This is a genomic window from Streptomyces sp. SLBN-118 (assembly GCF_006715635.1).
Lineage (GTDB): Bacteria > Actinomycetota > Actinomycetes > Streptomycetales > Streptomycetaceae > Streptomyces.
The window spans coordinates 881,808-897,928 of record NZ_VFNP01000002.1; the positions used below are offsets into that span (position 1 = coordinate 881,808).

The 16,121-nt window shown below is 70.6% G+C and carries 17 protein-coding genes and 1 pseudogene; 15 read left to right on the forward strand and 3 right to left on the reverse strand.

What is annotated here, in order from left to right; all coding sequences use genetic code 11:
* The first annotated feature begins 43 nt into the window (after nucleotides 1-43).
* The 6 genes and pseudogenes from FBY35_RS22510 to FBY35_RS22535 all read left to right on the forward strand — a co-directional run bounded on the left by FBY35_RS22510 (nucleotide 44) and on the right by FBY35_RS22535 (nucleotide 3,976).
* Nucleotides 44-430 carry a VOC family protein gene (locus FBY35_RS22510; RefSeq protein ID WP_142215802.1) on the forward strand — a complete coding sequence of 129 codons (387 nt, stop codon included), beginning with the start codon at nucleotides 44-46 and terminating at the stop codon, nucleotides 428-430.
* A gap of 128 nt (nucleotides 431-558) precedes the next feature.
* Nucleotides 559-1,104, forward strand: a complete 546-nt coding sequence (locus tag FBY35_RS22515) for a DUF5134 domain-containing protein (RefSeq protein ID WP_142215803.1) — start codon at nucleotides 559-561, stop codon at nucleotides 1,102-1,104.
* 109 nt (nucleotides 1,105-1,213) lie between these two features.
* Nucleotides 1,214-2,149 (forward strand): M56 family metallopeptidase, encoded by a 936-nt coding sequence (locus FBY35_RS22520; RefSeq protein ID WP_142215804.1) that lies wholly within the window; start codon nucleotides 1,214-1,216, stop codon nucleotides 2,147-2,149.
* Between the two features lie 53 nt (nucleotides 2,150-2,202).
* On the forward strand, nucleotides 2,203-2,889 hold the full coding sequence (locus tag FBY35_RS22525) for a phosphatase PAP2 family protein (RefSeq protein ID WP_142215805.1): 687 nt from the start codon (nucleotides 2,203-2,205) through the stop codon (nucleotides 2,887-2,889).
* 18 nt (nucleotides 2,890-2,907) lie between these two features.
* Nucleotides 2,908-3,114: pseudogene (locus FBY35_RS22530) on the forward strand (HAD family hydrolase); the annotation flags it as partial.
* Nucleotides 3,115-3,307: 193 nt separating this feature from the next.
* Nucleotides 3,308-3,976: a TetR/AcrR family transcriptional regulator gene (locus tag FBY35_RS22535; RefSeq protein WP_142215806.1), complete on the forward strand. Its 669-nt coding sequence runs from the start codon at nucleotides 3,308-3,310 to the stop codon at nucleotides 3,974-3,976.
* Here the strand turns inward: FBY35_RS22535 and FBY35_RS22540 are convergent.
* Nucleotides 3,949-5,463, reverse strand: coding sequence for an LVIVD repeat-containing protein (locus tag FBY35_RS22540; RefSeq protein ID WP_142215807.1), 1,515 nt, complete (start codon nucleotides 5,461-5,463; stop codon nucleotides 3,949-3,951). The two genes, FBY35_RS22535 and FBY35_RS22540, sit on opposite strands and share 28 nt — an antisense overlap.
* Before the next feature lie 176 nt (nucleotides 5,464-5,639).
* Here FBY35_RS22540 and FBY35_RS22545 point away from each other — a divergent pair, with 176 nt between their 5' ends.
* A complete protein-coding gene (locus FBY35_RS22545; protein WP_260848787.1) occupies nucleotides 5,640-6,320 on the forward strand; it encodes a DUF305 domain-containing protein in 681 nt (226 codons plus the stop codon).
* Here FBY35_RS22545 and FBY35_RS22550 read toward each other — a convergent pair.
* A complete protein-coding gene (locus FBY35_RS22550; protein ID WP_222123161.1) occupies nucleotides 6,298-6,810 on the reverse strand; it encodes a DUF6214 family protein in 513 nt (170 codons plus the stop codon). The genes FBY35_RS22545 and FBY35_RS22550 overlap by 23 nt on opposite strands.
* Before the next feature lie 260 nt (nucleotides 6,811-7,070).
* On the opposite strand from FBY35_RS22550, the gene FBY35_RS22555 reads away from it, so the two are divergent.
* The 8 genes from FBY35_RS22555 (at nucleotide 7,071) to FBY35_RS22590 (ending at nucleotide 14,963) form a co-directional block, all read left to right on the forward strand.
* Nucleotides 7,071-8,429, forward strand: coding sequence for an FAD-dependent oxidoreductase (locus tag FBY35_RS22555; protein WP_142215809.1), 1,359 nt, complete (start codon nucleotides 7,071-7,073; stop codon nucleotides 8,427-8,429).
* A gap of 155 nt (nucleotides 8,430-8,584) precedes the next feature.
* Nucleotides 8,585-9,076 carry an Lrp/AsnC family transcriptional regulator gene (locus tag FBY35_RS22560; RefSeq protein ID WP_142215810.1) on the forward strand — a complete coding sequence of 164 codons (492 nt, stop codon included), beginning with the start codon at nucleotides 8,585-8,587 and terminating at the stop codon, nucleotides 9,074-9,076.
* Nucleotides 9,077-9,203: 127 nt separating this feature from the next.
* Nucleotides 9,204-10,016 (forward strand): dimethylargininase, encoded by an 813-nt coding sequence (gene ddaH, locus FBY35_RS22565; protein WP_142215811.1) that lies wholly within the window; start codon nucleotides 9,204-9,206, stop codon nucleotides 10,014-10,016.
* A 262-nt stretch (nucleotides 10,017-10,278) separates the two neighbouring features.
* Nucleotides 10,279-11,034, forward strand: coding sequence for an SDR family NAD(P)-dependent oxidoreductase (locus tag FBY35_RS22570; RefSeq protein ID WP_142215812.1), 756 nt, complete (start codon nucleotides 10,279-10,281; stop codon nucleotides 11,032-11,034).
* Between the two features lie 123 nt (nucleotides 11,035-11,157).
* Entirely contained in the window at nucleotides 11,158-12,243 is a 1,086-nt protein-coding gene (locus FBY35_RS22575) for an exo-alpha-sialidase (protein WP_142215813.1), read from the forward strand.
* Nucleotides 12,244-12,289: 46 nt separating this feature from the next.
* On the forward strand, nucleotides 12,290-12,952 hold the full coding sequence (locus FBY35_RS22580; protein WP_142218109.1) for a uracil-DNA glycosylase: 663 nt from the start codon (nucleotides 12,290-12,292) through the stop codon (nucleotides 12,950-12,952).
* Nucleotides 12,949-13,950, forward strand: a complete 1,002-nt coding sequence (locus FBY35_RS22585; protein WP_142215814.1) for an N-acetylglucosamine kinase — start codon at nucleotides 12,949-12,951, stop codon at nucleotides 13,948-13,950. Before FBY35_RS22580 ends, FBY35_RS22585 begins: the two co-directional genes overlap by 4 nt.
* Before the next feature lie 95 nt (nucleotides 13,951-14,045).
* Entirely contained in the window at nucleotides 14,046-14,963 is a 918-nt protein-coding gene (locus FBY35_RS22590; protein ID WP_142215815.1) for a sirohydrochlorin chelatase, read from the forward strand.
* A 103-nt stretch (nucleotides 14,964-15,066) separates the two neighbouring features.
* Here FBY35_RS22590 and FBY35_RS22595 read toward each other — a convergent pair whose 3' ends face one another.
* On the reverse strand, nucleotides 15,067-16,116 hold the full coding sequence (locus FBY35_RS22595; protein ID WP_142215816.1) for a lactonase family protein: 1,050 nt from the start codon (nucleotides 16,114-16,116) through the stop codon (nucleotides 15,067-15,069).
* Between the last annotated feature and the right edge of the window lie 5 nt (nucleotides 16,117-16,121).

Genomic DNA, 16,121 nt, shown 5'->3' on the forward strand with positions numbered 1-16,121 from the left:
GGCGCGTGCAGCTGCAAGGCGGAGGAAACCATAGGGTTCGGCCATGGTTCATGTGCTCAGCAGCCGGATCCTCCTGCGCCCCGCGGACCCCGAGCGGTCCCGCCGTTTCTACGGGCAGACGCTCGGCCTCTCCGTCTATCGCGAGTTCGGCACCGGCCCCGAGCGGGGCACGGTCTACTTCCTCGGCGGCGGTTTTCTCGAGGTGTCGGGGCGCTCGGCGGACGCGCCGTCGCCGACCGTCCAGTTGTGGCTCCAGGTCGAGGACGCTGCCGCCGTGCACGCCGAGCTCTCCGGGCTCGGCGTCGAGGTACTGCGGCCGCCGCTCCGTGAGCCGTGGGGGCTGATCGAGATGTGGATCGCCGACCCGGACGGGCACCGGATCGCGATCGTCGAGGTCCCCGCCGATCATCCGCTGCGCCATCGCCCCTGACGGGAAGACGGGAAAAGGTGCGCCCGTTCGCACCACGGTTTGTGCTCCCTCGCACCCCCGTGCGCTCGCGTATGCCCCACGAACGCCGGGCATCGACCCTTCGATGCCGTCTGAGGGGGAGGTACGCCATGCACGGACCCGCCGTGTCCGGCTGGCTGCTCGTGACCCTGTGCGGGGCGACCGGCGCGTACTGCCTGGTGCGGATGCGCAGTTGTGCCGGCCGCGCGCGCGAGACGGCCGGCGGCGAGGCCCTGATGGGGCTGGGGATGGCGGCGATGGCGGTGCCGAGTGCCATGTCCGCGCTGCCGCGGTGGGTGTGGGTGATGTACGCGACGGTCTTCGGCGCCGCCGCGGCGCGCGCCCTGTGGCCCGCCCCACGCGGCATCCGCCATCTGCACCACCTCGTCGGATCCCTCGCGATGGTCTATGTGGCGGTGGTCATGCGGTCCGGCGCCGGAGCCCAAGCCGGGCATCCGGCCGCGGGAGTCCCGCTGCTCACCGGCGGGCTGCTGGCCTACTACGCCGTGTACGTGCTGCGCTCGGGTGTCCGGCTGATCCCCGCAGTGGCCCCCGCGGGTGGCGCGGCGGAAGTCTCGGGCTCCCGTCCGGAACTGGCGCCGGCCTGCAGGCTGGCGATGGGCCTTGCCATGCTGGCGATGCTGCTCACGCTCTGAGTCCCGCCTTTGTGAGGCCTCGCGGGCGCACGGCACCGAAACCGTGTCGTACGTCACTTGGCAGCCGCGGCCATACCCGTTGGTAGCCCCACGCTCATAGGCTGGAACCATGTTGGTCTCCCTCGTGCTGCTGGCTCTCGGCGCACTGGCCGCGGTCGTGGCCCCGCGGCTCGTGTCGCGCGCCGACTGGCCGGAGCGGGAGCCCGTGGTGGCACTGTGGGTCTGGCAGTGCGTGGTGGCGGCCGTGCTGCTCTGTTTCGCCCTCTCCATGACCTTCAGCGCGGCAGCGGCCTGGCAGCTCGTACGCGGCCAGGTCTTCGCGTCCGCGCCGCACGGTGTGATGGAGGCCTACGCCCTCGGCGCGGGCGAACCGTGGTCGGCCCCTCTCGCCGTGATCCTCGCCGCCTGCGGGCTGTGGACCGGCGCGATGCTCACCCGGGAGATCTACCGGTCCCGTGTCCGGCGCAAGCGGCGGCGCACTGAACTGCTCGTGCGCTCCCCCCTGATGCCGGGCGAGGAGCCGGGCAGCGAACCGCTCGTCGTCCTGGAGGGCGAGCGGCCGGACGCCTGGTGGCTGCCGGGCGCCGCGCCTCAACTGGTCGTCACCACGTCCGCGTTGCGTCGACTGAAGGGCCGTCAGCTCGATGCCGTGCTGGCACACGAGCAGGGGCACGCGCGAGCCAGGCACGACTGGCTGCTGCACTGTTCCGCCGCGCTCGCAGCCGGCTTTCCGCAGATCCCGGTGTTCGCGGCGTTCCGCGACGAGATGCACCGCCTGGTCGAGCTGGCCGCCGACGATGTCGCCTCCCGGCGCTTCGGCCGGCTGACGATCGCGCTTGCGCTGGTCGAACTCAACGAGGACCGCGGGGTGTTCGGGCCCTGTCCGACTCCGGACGCCCAGCTTCCACAGCGCGTGAACCGGCTGCTCACACCGGTGCCGCGACTGACCCCGGCCCGGCGGCTTCGGCTGACCGCAGCCGCGGCACTGGTCCCGGTGGTCCCGCTCCTGGTGGCATTCGTTCCCGGATTGCGCGCGCTGGGTTAGGGCCGTCGTTCGGATCTTGCCGGATGCAGCCGTCGGCGGCGAAGATCTTCCCCATGCACCTCCCGCGCCCAGCACACCCCGCCCCGCCGGCGCCCGTCCCGATCTCGGCGGCCGTCCGGGCGGCCGCTGTGCTGGGCGCCCTCTCGGCGCTGCTGCTGACCCTGGTCACGGTCTCCTGGGCGCCCCTGTTCTCCTTCGACCTGACGATCGCGGACCGACTGCACAGCTCGGCGGTGTCCGAGCCGGGGCTGACCCGGGTCAACCGGGTGCTCACGGACTGGGTGTGGGACCCGTGGACCATGCGCGCGCTGATCGCTGTCGCGGTCCTCTGGCTGCTGTGGCGCGGGCAGTGGCTGCTCGCCGGGTGGATCGCGCTGACGAGTGCGACGGGCACCTATGTCCAGCAGGGGCTGAAGGCCGCTGTCGGCCGCGAGCGGCCGCGGTGGCCCGATCCGGTTGACGCGGCGCACTACGCGGCCTTCCCCTCCGGCCATGCGATGACGGCCATGGTCAGCTGCGGCCTGCTGCTGTGGCTGCTCGCGCGGTACGCAGGCCGGGGCACGCTCTGGAAGGTGAGTGTCGTGGCCGCGGCCGTCTCCGTCGCCGGAGTGGGTCTCACACGCGTCTACCTCGGCGTGCACTGGCCCTCCGACGTACTCGGTGGCTGGCTGCTCGGTGCCTGCTGGGTGGCCCTGTCGATCGCGGCGTACGAGCGGGTGGTCTTGTCCCGGGACCACTGATCCCGAAAGGATCGCGGTCATGGAGTTCAGAAGCCGGACCCACGGCTCTTCCGCGCGGCCTGCGAGGCGCTGGGCCAGGACCCGGGCGATGTCCTGATGGTCGGCGACCACCGGCCCGCGGACGGCGGGGCCGCGGATCTGGGATGCGCCGTCCACTTCGTGGATCATCTGCCCGTCGAGGACCGCCCGGCGGGCCTGCGCCCGGTGCTCGGGCTCGCCGAATGACGGCGCACGGACCGCGACAGGCGGGGAATCGCCCCGCAGGAGCACACTGAAGGCATGACAAAGCCGCCCGAACCGGACGATCCCCCGCGTCGCCCGGTTCGGGCAGCAACCTCCCGCCGACCTGGCCCTGAGGGCCTCGCAGCGGGACACCCTGAGTATATTGGCTCGGAGCCAGTCAACGCAGGAGTTAAGCATGTCCCCGCGGAGCGCATCGGTCAATGAAGAGCTTCGTCGGCGTTCCCGGGAGCGGCTTCTGCAGGCAACCGTGGAGCTGGTCGACGAGCGCGGATACGAAGCCACGACGCTCGCCGACATTGCCGACAGAGCGGGTTCGGCGCGCGGTCTCGTCTCGTACTACTTCCCGGGCAAGCGGCAGCTCCTGCAGTCGGCCGTGCATCGCCTGATGTACCTCACACTCGAGGCGGCCGTGGAACGCGAGCCCCGAAGCGACGACGGACGGGAGCGGCTGGCGCGGGCGATCGACGCGGTTCTCGGCCTGGCGGTCGACTATCCGATCCTGATGCGCACGCACATGTCCGGAGTGCTGCAGGCCGACGGGTTCAGGCAGTGCCCGGAACAGCAGCGTCTGGCCGGCCTGCTGCGCGACACAGTGGAGCGGTACGGATCGCAGGACGTCGAGGCCGAGTATCCGCTGCTGCGAGCGCAGCTGATGGGAGCGGTCTTCGCGATCCTGCTGCCCGGCGTACCGATGCCGCTGTCGCTGCTGCGCGGGGAGCTGTTCCAGCGCTACGGGCTGGAGTGGGAACTCGGCGTTCCGCCGGACGAAGAGCCGCCCGGCGGAACACTTGGTGACACCGATATCGAGCCGCCTGCTCAGTCGCGGTCGAAGTCGTCGAAGTAGTCGGGCTGGGTCTGGACATTGAGCTCGTCCATCCGCACCCGCCTCGCCGGATCGGTCCGCCGGTCGTTCAGCTTCAGCACGTCGAAGCCCTTGGCGATGTCGTTGGAGTAGATGTAGCCGTTGTAGTAGTACGCCGACCAGGAGCCGCCGGTCGTCATCGTGTCCGCGCTGAGCGGGCCACGCTCGAAGTAGGCGATCTCCGTGGGCTTGGCGGAGTTGGTGAAGTCCCAGACGGAGACGCCACCCTGGTACCAGGCCTGGACCATGATGTCGCGGCCCTTGACCGGGATCAGTGAGCCGTTGTGGGCGACGCAGTTCTCGGTGTCCGCCTGGTGCCGGGGGATCTTGTAGTAACTGCGGAAGACGAGCTTGCGGTTCTCGCCCCTGCCGACGATGTCGTAGATGCCGTCGGCGCCGCGGTTCGGACCGATCGCGGCGTTGCAGGTGGCCGCGCCGCCGCCGCCGAGTTCGTCGGTGAAGATGACCTTGTTGGCCTTCTGGTTGAAGGTCGCCGAGTGCCAGAACGCGAAGTTCACATTGTCCTGGACCTGGTCGATGACCTTCGGGTGCTCGGGATCCTCGATGTCGAACAGGATGCCGTCACCCATGCAGGCGCCGGCGGCCAGGTCCTTGGAGGGGAGCACCGTGATGTCGTGGCAGCCGGTGGTCTTGGAGACGCCGGGGTTGGTGGGCGAGCCGGGGTTTCCGCCGCCGTCGGGACCCTCGCCCGGGAAGAGCACCGGGAAGTTGACGACGGCCGCCTTCTCGGGGGCCTTGCGCGGCACCTTGATGACGGAGATTCCGTCGTGCGGCGGCTGGCAGTCCGGGAAGGTCGCGTTCGGCGAGTACGAGGCCACGTAAATGTAGACGTTGCGGCGCTTCGGCACCAGGGTGTGCGTGTGGGAGCCGCACGCGGTCTCGACGGCGGCGACGTACTTCGGGTTGCGTTTGTCGCTGATGTCGAAGATCTTCATGCCCTCCCAGGACGACTTCTCCGTGGCGGGCTGCGAGGTGCTGTTGCAGGAGTTGTCGCTGCGCGAGGAGTCGGTGGACAGGAAGAGCAGGTCACCGGAGACGGTGACATCGTTCTGCGATCCCGGGCACAGGACCTGCGCGACGGTCTTGGGGGCTTTCGGGTTGCTGATGTCGAAGATCCGGAAGCCGTCGTAGTTGCCCGCGAAGGCGTAGCGGCCCTGGAAGGCCAGGTCCGAGTTGAGTCCCTTGAGAGCGTCCTTGGGGATGTTGCTGAGGTGTTCGACGTTGTCGCTGTGGACGATCGCGTCCACCGGGGGTATCTCGCCGCTCCGGATGGCCGCTCGGGTGTCGGCAGCCTGGCCGGACGAGACCTTTCCCTGCGCTGGGGTGTCCCCGGGGTCCGGTGTGGCTGCCGCGGGTCCGGCCGTCAGCAGAGTGGCCAGAAGCCCGGCTGCGGCTGCCGCCACGCCCAGCCGTCTGCGCCGCACTCGGGTGGTGTGCAACAGGATCACTGCGTCCTCCCTTGTATCCGTTCGTGGTTGAACGGCCTACGGACCTCGGCAGTATCTTCCTTTCCATGTACATCTCAACAGATGGCAACAGAGACGTAATGAGAGTTTTTGATCAACCACGTGCGGAAGAGCGCCAAGACGGTCCCCGAATACCCCAAGTGCCCCAGGAGGTCGCCGTGTTGAACCGTCACAGAGCCCCGCGTGTCCGCAGACCGGTCGTCGCCGCCGCGGTCGCTGTCGCCGTACTCGCCCTGGCCGCCTGCGAGTCGGACTCCGACGCTCCGGCCAGGGCCAAGGGGGATGCCGGACCATCAGTACTGGCACCGGGCAAGCCGGGTGAGCCCGCAAGGACACTCTCCGCCGACGAGGCCGCGAAGGCTGCCCCTGGCGACTCCCCCAACTCGGCGGACTTCTCCTACGCGCAGATGATGATCACGCACCACGGTCAGGCACTGCAGATGACCGCCCTCGCACCGGAGCGGGCGAAATCCTCGCAGGTCAAGCGTCTGGCGGAGCGCATTGCGGCCGCACAGAAGCCGGAGATGGCCACGATGGAGGGCTGGCTGAAAACCAACGGAGCGGACAAGGGCAAGGAGGGATCGGGCGGCCACGACCACGGTCACGGTCACGCCGCGATGCCGGGGATGGCCACCGCCGCCCAACTCGCCCAACTGGGAGCCGCGAAGGGCACGGCCTTCGACGAACTCTTCCTGAAGCTGATGATCACTCACCATCAGGGCGCGCTCACCATGGCCACCGAAGTCCTCTCGGAAGGCAACAGCGTCCTGATCGAGGAGATGGCCAACGATGTGATCGCCCAGCAGACGAGCGAGATCAACCGGATGCGCTCGATGTGACGGACCGGTGCGAGGGGGCGCGGGCCCCGACGGGCGTCCGGCGGCGGTTGTGGCGGGGCGGGAGAAAACCCTCGTCCCGGGCGCCTGCGATGAGCCGGAGCGATTTGCGGCGGCTGCGCCCGGTCACGGCCATCACCGCGAGCACGGGGTCGCGGCCCTCCAGCTGCGCCGCCCGGTAGGCACCGGCCGCGAGCCGCCGGCCGGCGATGCCCCGCACCACGACGCGCCGGGCCCGGCGACGGCCGGTCAGGGAACCGCCCGGGGGCACTGCCCCGGCCGGCGGTTCGGGCGGCCGCCCACTGACCCCGCAGGCGGCTTCGAGCGGGTTCTCGATCACATCGGCGAGCAGCGGGAATGCCTCCAGCGGCAGCGGTGGGTCGGCCCGCAGGTCCTCGATGGCGATCCGCCCGTCGTCGACGACGGCGAGTACATCGATGCGGGCGCCGTCGGCGAAGGTCAGCCGGACGTTGAACCAGGGCGGCCGGATCATGTGGCCGCCGGGCTCCGAGGTGACCCTTCCGGCGCCTTGCAGCTCCCAGGCGGGCGGATTGAGCAGGACGCCAATCGAGTCATACTGATCATTACTGGTAAGAAACGTAGTTTCTTGCACAATTAACACGTAACCAGCCAAATCGTCGGCCTTGCCGGCGGCACGCACGCCGCGCCGCACCAAGGCACCCCGTCAGCGCATCTCCCCAGCCCCGCACCTCGGTGCGATGCTGGAGTCCCCCTGCGGGAAGGAGCGCAGCTGTGCTTCGCGTCGCCGTTGTCGGATCGGGACCCAGCGGGGTCTACGCCGCGCAGGATCTCGTCCAGCAGAGCCGTGTGCCCGGTGTACGGGTCCATGTGCTCGACCGGCTCCCCTGTCCCTACGGACTCGTGCGCTACGGGGTGGCGCCCGACCACGAGAAGATCAAGTCGCTGCAGAACAATCTCCGCACCGTGCTGGAGGACGACCGGATCGACTTCATCGGCAATGTGGAGGTCGGGTCGCACGGGCTCGGCCCGGAGCAGCTCCTGGAGCTCTATCACGCGGTCGTGTACTGCGTGGGGGCCGCGAGGGACCGCCGGCTCGGCATTCCAGGCGAGGAACTGCCGGGCAGTCACTCGGCCACGGACTTCGTGTCCTGGTACAGCGCCCATCCCGACGCGGCGGGCAACGGCTTTGCGCTCGGCGCCCGTTCGGCCGTGGTGATCGGCGTCGGGAACGTGGCCGTCGACGTGGCCCGCATTCTCGCGCGGGGCGCGGACGAGCTGCGCCCCACCGACGTTCCGCAGACGGCGCTCGGAGCGCTCGCGCTCAGCCAGGTGCGCGAGGTGCACATGGTGGGCAGGCGCGGACCCTCGCAGGCGAAGTTCACCACCAAGGAGCTGCGGGAACTGGGCACGCTGCCCTCGGCGCAGGTGCTGGTCGAGCCCGCCGACCTCGCCCTGGACCCGGCGTACGGGGACACCGGGGCCGCCGCCGCGCTGCCCGCGGTCAACCGGCGCAACCTCGACGTCGTACGCGGCTGGGCAGCCCAGCCCTCCCAGGGCCGGGAGCGGCGCATCCATCTGCGGTTCTTCCTGCGCCCGGTGGAGCTGCTGGAGCGCATGGGGCGGGTCGGCGGCGTACGGTTCGAGCGCACCGTTCCGGACGGCGAGGGCGGCGTGCGGGGCACTGGGTCCTACGAGGAGATCGAAGCGCATCTGGTGCTGCGGGCTGTCGGCTACCGCGGTGTGCCGCTGCCCGGGCTGCCCTTCGACGAGCGGCACGGCACGGTGCCGCATGCGGCCGGGCGGGTGCTGCGGGACGGGGCTGCCTCGCCCGGCGAGTATGTGGCGGGCTGGATCAAGCGGGGTCCGACCGGGGTGATCGGCACGAACAGGCCGTGCGCCAAGGAGACGGTGAACTCGCTGCTCGACGACGCGGCGGCGCTGGCACTGCGCACGGTCGCGGCGGATCCGCTCGCCGTCCTGCGGGAATCGGGGCACCGTCCCGTCCAGTGGCCGGGCTGGATGGCGATCGAGGTGGCCGAGGCGGAGCTGGGGCAGACGCTGGGCCGACGGTCAGTCAAGATTCCTGACTGGTCAGGGCTGTTGACGGCGGCGGGCGTGCGGGGCGGGTGACGCCTGCGGCGAACGTCTCGCCGCCGCGAGCCCGCTCCAGCAGCCCGGGGAACAGCGCGTGCAGGTCCTCGCGCCACAGCCCGCTGGAACGGGGCCGGACAGGCGCCCCTCGGCGCCGGGTGAAAGGATCACCGCGAACGGAAGGGAGCTGCCTGATGTCCCGGCGCGGAGCTGAGCTCGACGAACTGGACCGTAAGATCATCGCGGCGCTGATGGCCGATGCGCGCGCCAGCCTGCGGGAGATCGGCGTGTCCATCGGCCTTTCGGCACCGGCCGTGAAACGCCGGGTCGACCGGCTGCGGGAACAAGAGGTGATCGCCGGTTTCACGACCGTGGTGAAGCCCTCGGCGCTGGGCTGGCACACCGAGGCGTACGTGGAAGTGTTCTGCGACGACGCCGCTCCGCCGCGAAGGCTGGCGGAAGTGGTCCGCAACCACCCCGAGATCCAGTCGGCCGTGACGGTCACGGGCCGGGCCGACGCGATCCTGCACATCAGGGCACTGGATGTGGCGCACTTCGAGGACGTTCTGGAACGCATCCGGTCGGAGTCCTTCGTGAAGGCCACCAACAGCTTCATCGTGCTCACCCACCTGCTGCCGGGCAGCCCCGAGGCCGGATCCGGACGCATCGCGCCGGAGATGACGTAACAAGTGATGGCTGCGGGCCCCGAAAACGCAACATTGTTGCGAGTGCACGCAACTCATTCGTCTTGTCGCTGTGCGTCACCTTTCTCTAGCCTGGGCAGCATCCCCGCCCGATGAAAGGAAGCCGAGGATGCCGCCCATCCGAACTGCGAAGCAGCGCCGGTATCTTGTCTGTCCTCCGGAGCACTTCGACGTGCGGTACGCCATCAACCCCTGGATGACTTCACTGGAACGGGTCGATGTCGCGCTGGCCAACAAACAGTGGGACGCGCTCGTCTCCCTCTTTCGCGAGCTGGGGCATACCGTCGAGACGGTGGAGCCTGTCGCGGATCTTCCCGACATGGTGTTCGCGGCAAACTCGGCGCTCGTCCTGGACGGCAGGGCATTCGGCGCACAATTCCACGCACCGGAGCGGCAGCCCGAGGCCGCCTACTACCGGACCTGGTTCGAAGACGCCGGCTTCGAGACGCTCGTTCCGTCCCACACCTGCGAAGGGGAGGGGGACTTCACCCCGGTCGGCGGGTTCATTCTCGCAGGTACGGGCTTTCGTACCCTCCCGGCGGCTCACCACGAGGCACAGGAATTCTTCGGCACACCGACCGTGAGCCTGCATCTGGTGGATCCGCATTTCTACCATCTGGACACGGCGCTCTTCGCGCTCGACGACAGCAACATCGCCTACTATCCGGGTGCTTTCTCGGACGGCAGCCAGAAGGTTCTTCAGAAACTGTTCCCCGACGCCGTCATATCCAGCAAGAAGGACGCGCTGGCCTTTGGGCTCAACTCCATCTCTGACGGCCGCCATGTGATGATGGCACAGGACGCGACGGGCCTTATTGAAAACGTCGCTGCGCACGGCTACGAGCCCATTCCGGTGGATCTCTCGGAGTTCCGCAAGGCGGGCGGCGGGGCAAAATGCTGCACCCAGGAGCTCCGCGGATAGCGGGCTGCTCCTCCACGTCCGTATGCATGCCCTGCACGGGCTCGAAGCCGTGCTGGGCCGGACGGGCGCTCACCGGCGCTGCCCCTGGCATTCGGAACGATGATGACGTACGCCTTCGACATGGACACCGTCTCCGGCTCCCGGGCTCGGCCCGCGCCGCCGCGCGGGCCGAACCGCCCGGCGGGTTCACCCGCGCGGCACCGATGAGTTCCGGCCCCGGGGAACGTCTCCACTGAGGACGTCCGCATCAAGGAGGCACATCGTGCTGCTGGAGAACAGGAACGCCGTCATCTACGGAGGGGGCGGCGCGATCGGCGGGGCGGTCGCGCGCGCCTTCGCCCGCGAGGGAGCCCGGGTCCATCTCGCCGGGCGTACCCGCAAGAGCCTGGAGGAGGTGGCCGAGTCCATCCGCTCCACCGGCGGCCGGGCCGATACGGATCAGGTCGACGCCCTCGACGAGGCGGCAGTCGACCGGTTCACCGCCGCGGTGGTCGAACGGGCCGGAAGCCTGGATGTCTCCTTCAGCCTCATCTCGTTCGGGGAGGTCCAGGGGGTCGCGCTCACCGAGATCTCTCTCGCGGACTTCGAGCGTCCTGTGCACAACGCCGTACGCGCGATGTTCCTGACCGCCAGGTCCGCGGCGCGGCACATGGTCCTTCAGAAGTCCGGCGTGATCCTTGCCTTCGGCGGCTACGGCGACCCGCCCCGCCGGCACAAGATGGGCGGGTTCCAGGTGGCGTTCGGAGCCATGGAGTCCCTTCGCCGCAATCTCGCCATGGAACTGGGGCCCCACGGCATCCGCGTTCTCACGCTCCAGACCGGCGGCGTGCCCGAGACGATCCCCGAGGGCCTGGACTACCGCGATGCCATCACCGATGAGATCGCCGGGCACACGATGCTGGGGCGGGCGGCCTCTCTGGAGGACGTGGGCAGTGCGGCGGTGTTCGCCGCCTCGGACATGGCCCGCTCGATGACGGCCACGGCTCTCAACATCACCGGTGGCTCGGTCGTCGACTGAAGTCCTCACTCACCCCTTCCTCACCTGGCTGACCTGCACAAACCCCCGCCCACGAGCCACTGTCAGCGGGCGGGTGCAGACTGGCCCGTATCCGCGACAGAGTCGTCCTGGAGGCAGCAGGCCATGACCGATGTACTTCTGACCGTAGGCACACGAAAAGGGCTCTTCATCGGCCGCAGGCGCGGCGGCACATGGGAGTTCGACGGCCCGCACTTCAACGCGCAGGCCGTGTACTCGATCGGGATCGACACGCGCCGCTCGGTGCCCCGGCTGCTGGTCGGGGGCGACAGCGCGCACTGGGGCCCTTCGGTGTTCCACTCCGACGATCTCGGCGCGACATGGATCGAGCCGCCGAAACCGGCCGTGAAGTTCCCCAAGGACACGGGGGCCTCGCTCGAGCGGGTCTGGCAACTGCATCCGGCCGGTCCTGCCACCCCGGATGTGGTGTACGCGGGGACGGAGCCCGCCGCGCTCTTCCGCTCGGACGACGGCGGCGAGACCTTCGAACTCGTACGGCCGCTGTGGGAGCACCCGACCCGCTCCCAGTGGGTGCCGGGCGGCGGCGGTGAGGCGGTGCACACGGTGGTGACCGACCGCAGGGATCCGGATTCGGTCACGGTCGCGGTGTCGACGGCCGGGGTGTTCCGCTCCAAGGACGGCGGCGCAAGCTGGGCGCCGTCCAATCAAGGGGTGTCGGCAGTCTTCCTGCCCGATCCCAACCCGGAGTTCGGCCAGTGCGTCCACAAGATCGCGCAGGATGCGGGCGATCTGGACCGGCTGTATCTGCAGAACCACTGGGGCGTGTACCGAAGCGACGACGGGGGCACCCAGTGGACGGACATCGGCGAGGGCCTGCCGTCCGACTTCGGATTCGCGGTGGCCGCCCATCCGCACCGCCCCGACACGGCCTATGTCTTCCCGATCACGGCCGACGCGGACCGTGTGCCCGCCGGGCGCCGTTGCCGCGTCTACCGTACGGGCGACGCGGGCAGCAGCTGGGAGGCGCTGTCGGCCGGGCTGCCCGAGGGCGACCATTTCGGCACCGTGCTGCGGGATGCCCTGTCTACGGACGACGCGGATCCGGCGGGGGTGTACTTCGGCAATCGCAATGGCGAGGTGTACGCCAGCGCCGACGACGGTGACAGCTGGCAGCTACTCGCCTCCCATCTGCCCGATGTGCTCTGTGTACGGGCGGTGGCCATGGCGTGAGACGGGCGTCGTCGCACCAGTAGAGTGACGCCCCGTGGCACGACCGTTGAAAGAAATTGTCGAACCGGGCTGGGCCGGCGCCCTCGCGCCGGTGGCCGAACGCATCGCCGCGATGGGCGACTTCCTGCGGGCGGAGATCGCCGCGGGACGCACCTATCTGCCGGCCGGACCGAATGTGCTGCGGGCCTTCCAGCAGCCCTTCGAGGACGTGCGGGTCCTGATCGTCGGTCAGGATCCCTACCCGACGCCCGGGCATGCCGTGGGGCTGAGCTTCTCGGTGGCACCCGAGGTGCGGCCGGTGCCCGGCAGCCTGGACAACATCTTCCGGGAGATGCACGCGGATCTGGGGCACCCGCGACCTGCCAGCGGTGACCTCACGCCCTGGACCCGGCAAGGTGTGCTGCTGCTCAACAGGGCGCTCACCACCGCGCCCCGCAAGCCTGCCGCACATCGCGGCAAGGGCTGGGAAGAGGTGACCGAGCAGGCCATCCGGGCGCTTGCCGCACGCGGAAAGCCGCTGGTGTCGGTGCTGTGGGGACGCGACGCCCGCAATCTGCGTCCGCTGCTCGGCGACCTGCCCGCGATCGAGTCCTCTCACCCTTCCCCCATGTCCGCCGACCGCGGCTTCTTCGGCTCCCGCCCCTTCAGCCGCGCCAACGAACTCCTCCAACGCCAGGGGGCGCAGCCGGTCGACTGGCGGCTTCCGTGACCGAGCGCCGCGGCGGCTGGGTGCTCGGGGTGGACTCCGGCGGTTCCGGGCTGCGCGCGGCGCTCGCCGACATCGCCGATCCGCGGCGCGTGGAGACCGCCGAGTCACGCGAACCCGTGCGCACGGGCAGCGACGGGATCGACGCACGGCATCTGCTGGACCAGCTGCTGCCGATGGCGCGTGGGCTGCTGGAGCGGACCGGCGGTACATCCCTGTCGGCTGTCGCGATCGGCGCCGCGGGGATGGCGACGCTCGGCGGCGCCTTGCGCAGCGAACTCCCCGCGGCACTGGACCGGTTGCTGGGTGTACGCCGGGTGGCGCTCGCGGCCGACGCGGTCACCGCGTACGCGGGGGCGCTCGGCCAGCGCCCGGGAGCCGTGGTCGCCGCGGGCACCGGCATGATCGCGATGGGCACGGATCTCCGGGCGTGGCACCGGGCGGACGGCTGGGGCCACCTGCTGGGCGACAGCGGCGGCGGCGCCTGGATCGGCCGGGCCGGTCTGGAGGCAGCCCTGCGCGCCCACGACGGGCGGCGTGGCGGTTCGCCCGCGCTGCTGACCAGGGTGGAGTCGGTGTTCGGTCCGGCAGAGGACCTGCCGGGCATGCTGTATCCGCGCTCCGACCGGCCCGCGGTGCTCGCCTCCTTCGCACCGGAGGTCGCCGGGTGCGCCGCGGCAGGTGACGAGGTGTCGGCACAGATCCTCGCGGCCGCCGCCCGGCATGTCGCGGAGGCGGCCGCGGCCGTGTGCCCGTCCGTATCGGAGGATCCGGAAGGATCCCACGTCGCCCTTACCGGCGGGCTGTTGAAGCTGGGCGAACCGCTTCTCTCGCCGCTGAGGGCGGAACTGGCCGGTCAACTGCCACATGCGCGGCTGGTGCCCGCGGCCGGTGATCCCCTCAGCGGCGCGGTGCTTCTCGCGGCCGCGCTCGCCACCGATTCGCTGCTGCTACCACGCCAACCCACGCTGCTGCACGTACCGACACAGCCGCACAGGTGAGGCGTACTCCATTCATCGGATAAATGTGGACAGATTGCGCTTGACTGCCCCCTCCCCGAACAGAGGAGCACACAAAACCAGTAGCATGCGGCGCCATGAGCTCCCCCACTGGGCCGGCATCCGGCCTGCCTGTACGAATGCCGCGACCCCGCCAGTCCGGGCGGCACCGCCGACCGGAACCCGTGGCGGCTCCCGAGGGTGCGCCCGCGCTGGTTCTCGCCGTGCCCGGCGCTCCCGCGCCCGCCACGCGCAGCCTGGCCGAAGAGGTCATAAGCATTGCCCGCTCCGAACTGCCCGGCCTCGATGTCGGCATCGGCTACCTGGACGGCGACGACGCCGAGTACCCCACACTCGAGACCGTCCTCGCCCAGAACGCCGCCCGGCGCACCGAGCGGTACGAGATCGCGAAGGCCGCCGGCCGTGACGTGGCCGCGCCCGAAGGGCCCGCCGCCGTGGTGGTGCCGCTCCTCGCCGGTCCCGACAACGCCCTGATGCGCCGGATCCGCCAGGCCGTGATGGACAGCCGTTCCGCCGCCGAGCTGACCGATGTCCTCGGCCCGCACCCGCTGCTCGCGGAGGCCCTGCACGTGCGGCTCTCGGAGGCCGGACTGGCACGCGCCGACCGTGCGCGGCTGTTCACCGTGGCCACCGCCGCCGACGGCATCATCCTGGCGACGGTCGGCGGTGAGGAGGCCGTCCAGGCCGCCGGGATCACCGGCATGCTGCTGGCTGCCCGCCTCGCGGTGCCGGTGATGGCCGCCGCGCTCGACCAGGCGGGCGCGGTCGGTGCGATCGCCGAGCAGCTGCGCGGCTCCGGCTCGGTGCAGCTCGCGCTGGCCCCGTATCTCGTCGGTCCCGAGCTGCCCGAGGGCGTGCTGGACGCCGCCGCGAAGGAAGCAGGCTGTGCCGCCGCCGAGGCGCTGGGCGCCTACCCGGCGATCGGCAAGCTGGTGCTGTCGCAGTACACGACCACGCTGGGCATCGCCCAGCCGCAGGGCTCGCCCTCGCTCTGACCGCCCGGCGGTCTGCCGCAGGCACGCCGAAGGGCCCGCACCACTCGAACGGTGCGGGCCGTTCAGCATGACGCGCCCGGTGCGGGGGAAAGTGCCCGCACAGTCAGGCGAAGACCACGCAGGAAGCCGCGGGGGCGGCCAGGGAGCCCGCCCTGTGCGGCACGCCGGTGTCCGGGTCGATGTCGAACCAGGTGACGTCGCCGGAGCGCTCATTGGCGGCGTACAGCCTGCGTCCCGTGGGGTCCAGGGCCAGATCGCGGGGCCAGTGCCCGCCGCACGGCACGGTGGTGACCAGCTCCGCCTTCTCGCGCGTCTCGTCGAGCGTGAGGACGGCGATGCTGTCGGGGCCGCGGTTGGCGGTCCACAGGTGGCGTCCGTCGTGCGAGACGACGACCTCGGACGGGTGGACGGGCCCTGCGACGCCGGGCGGCACCACGGGCTGATCGTCCAGTGGTTCCAGCACACCGGTTTCCGCGTGCCAGCGGCAGACGGCGAGCGTCGGCTCCAGTTCGTTCAGCACATAGGCGTGGCTGCCCTCCGGGTGGAAGGCGAGATGGCGCGGCCCGCTCCCCGGACGCAGCGCGGTCTCACCGTGGAGCGTCAGCTCGCCCGCCCCTGGGTCGAGTGCGCAGGTCCGTATGCGGTCGGTGCCGAGGTCGACCGCGAGCACCCATCGCCCGCTCGGGTCGGGCAGCACCTGGTGGGCGTGCGGGCCGCGTTGGCGCTCCGGGTGGGGTCCCGTGCCCTCGTGCTGGAGGACACCGGTTGCCGCGCACGGCTCCCCGGTGGTCCCGAGAGGGAGCACGCTGACGCTGCCCGAGCCGTAGTTGGCGGTCACCAGGTGGCCCGCGGCGAACGCGAGATGCGTCGGCCCCTCGCCCCGCACCGGGACCCTGGAGCCGACGAGCCTCGGAGAGGGCCCGCTGATGTCGAAGGCGGCGACCGCGCCCTCCTGCGCCTCGGAGACGGCGTAGAGGAGCGGGCCGCGGGGCCCGATCGCGATGGCGAGACAGGAGGGATCCGCGAGCGCGTCGCTCACTCCCGTCTCCGTCAGCCGGCCGGTCTCCCCGTCGACGGCGGTCGCGATGATGCCTCGGCCCCCGGCCGAGGTGAACGACCCGATGAATGCCCGACCGCCGCCTGCGTGGCCCACAGCAT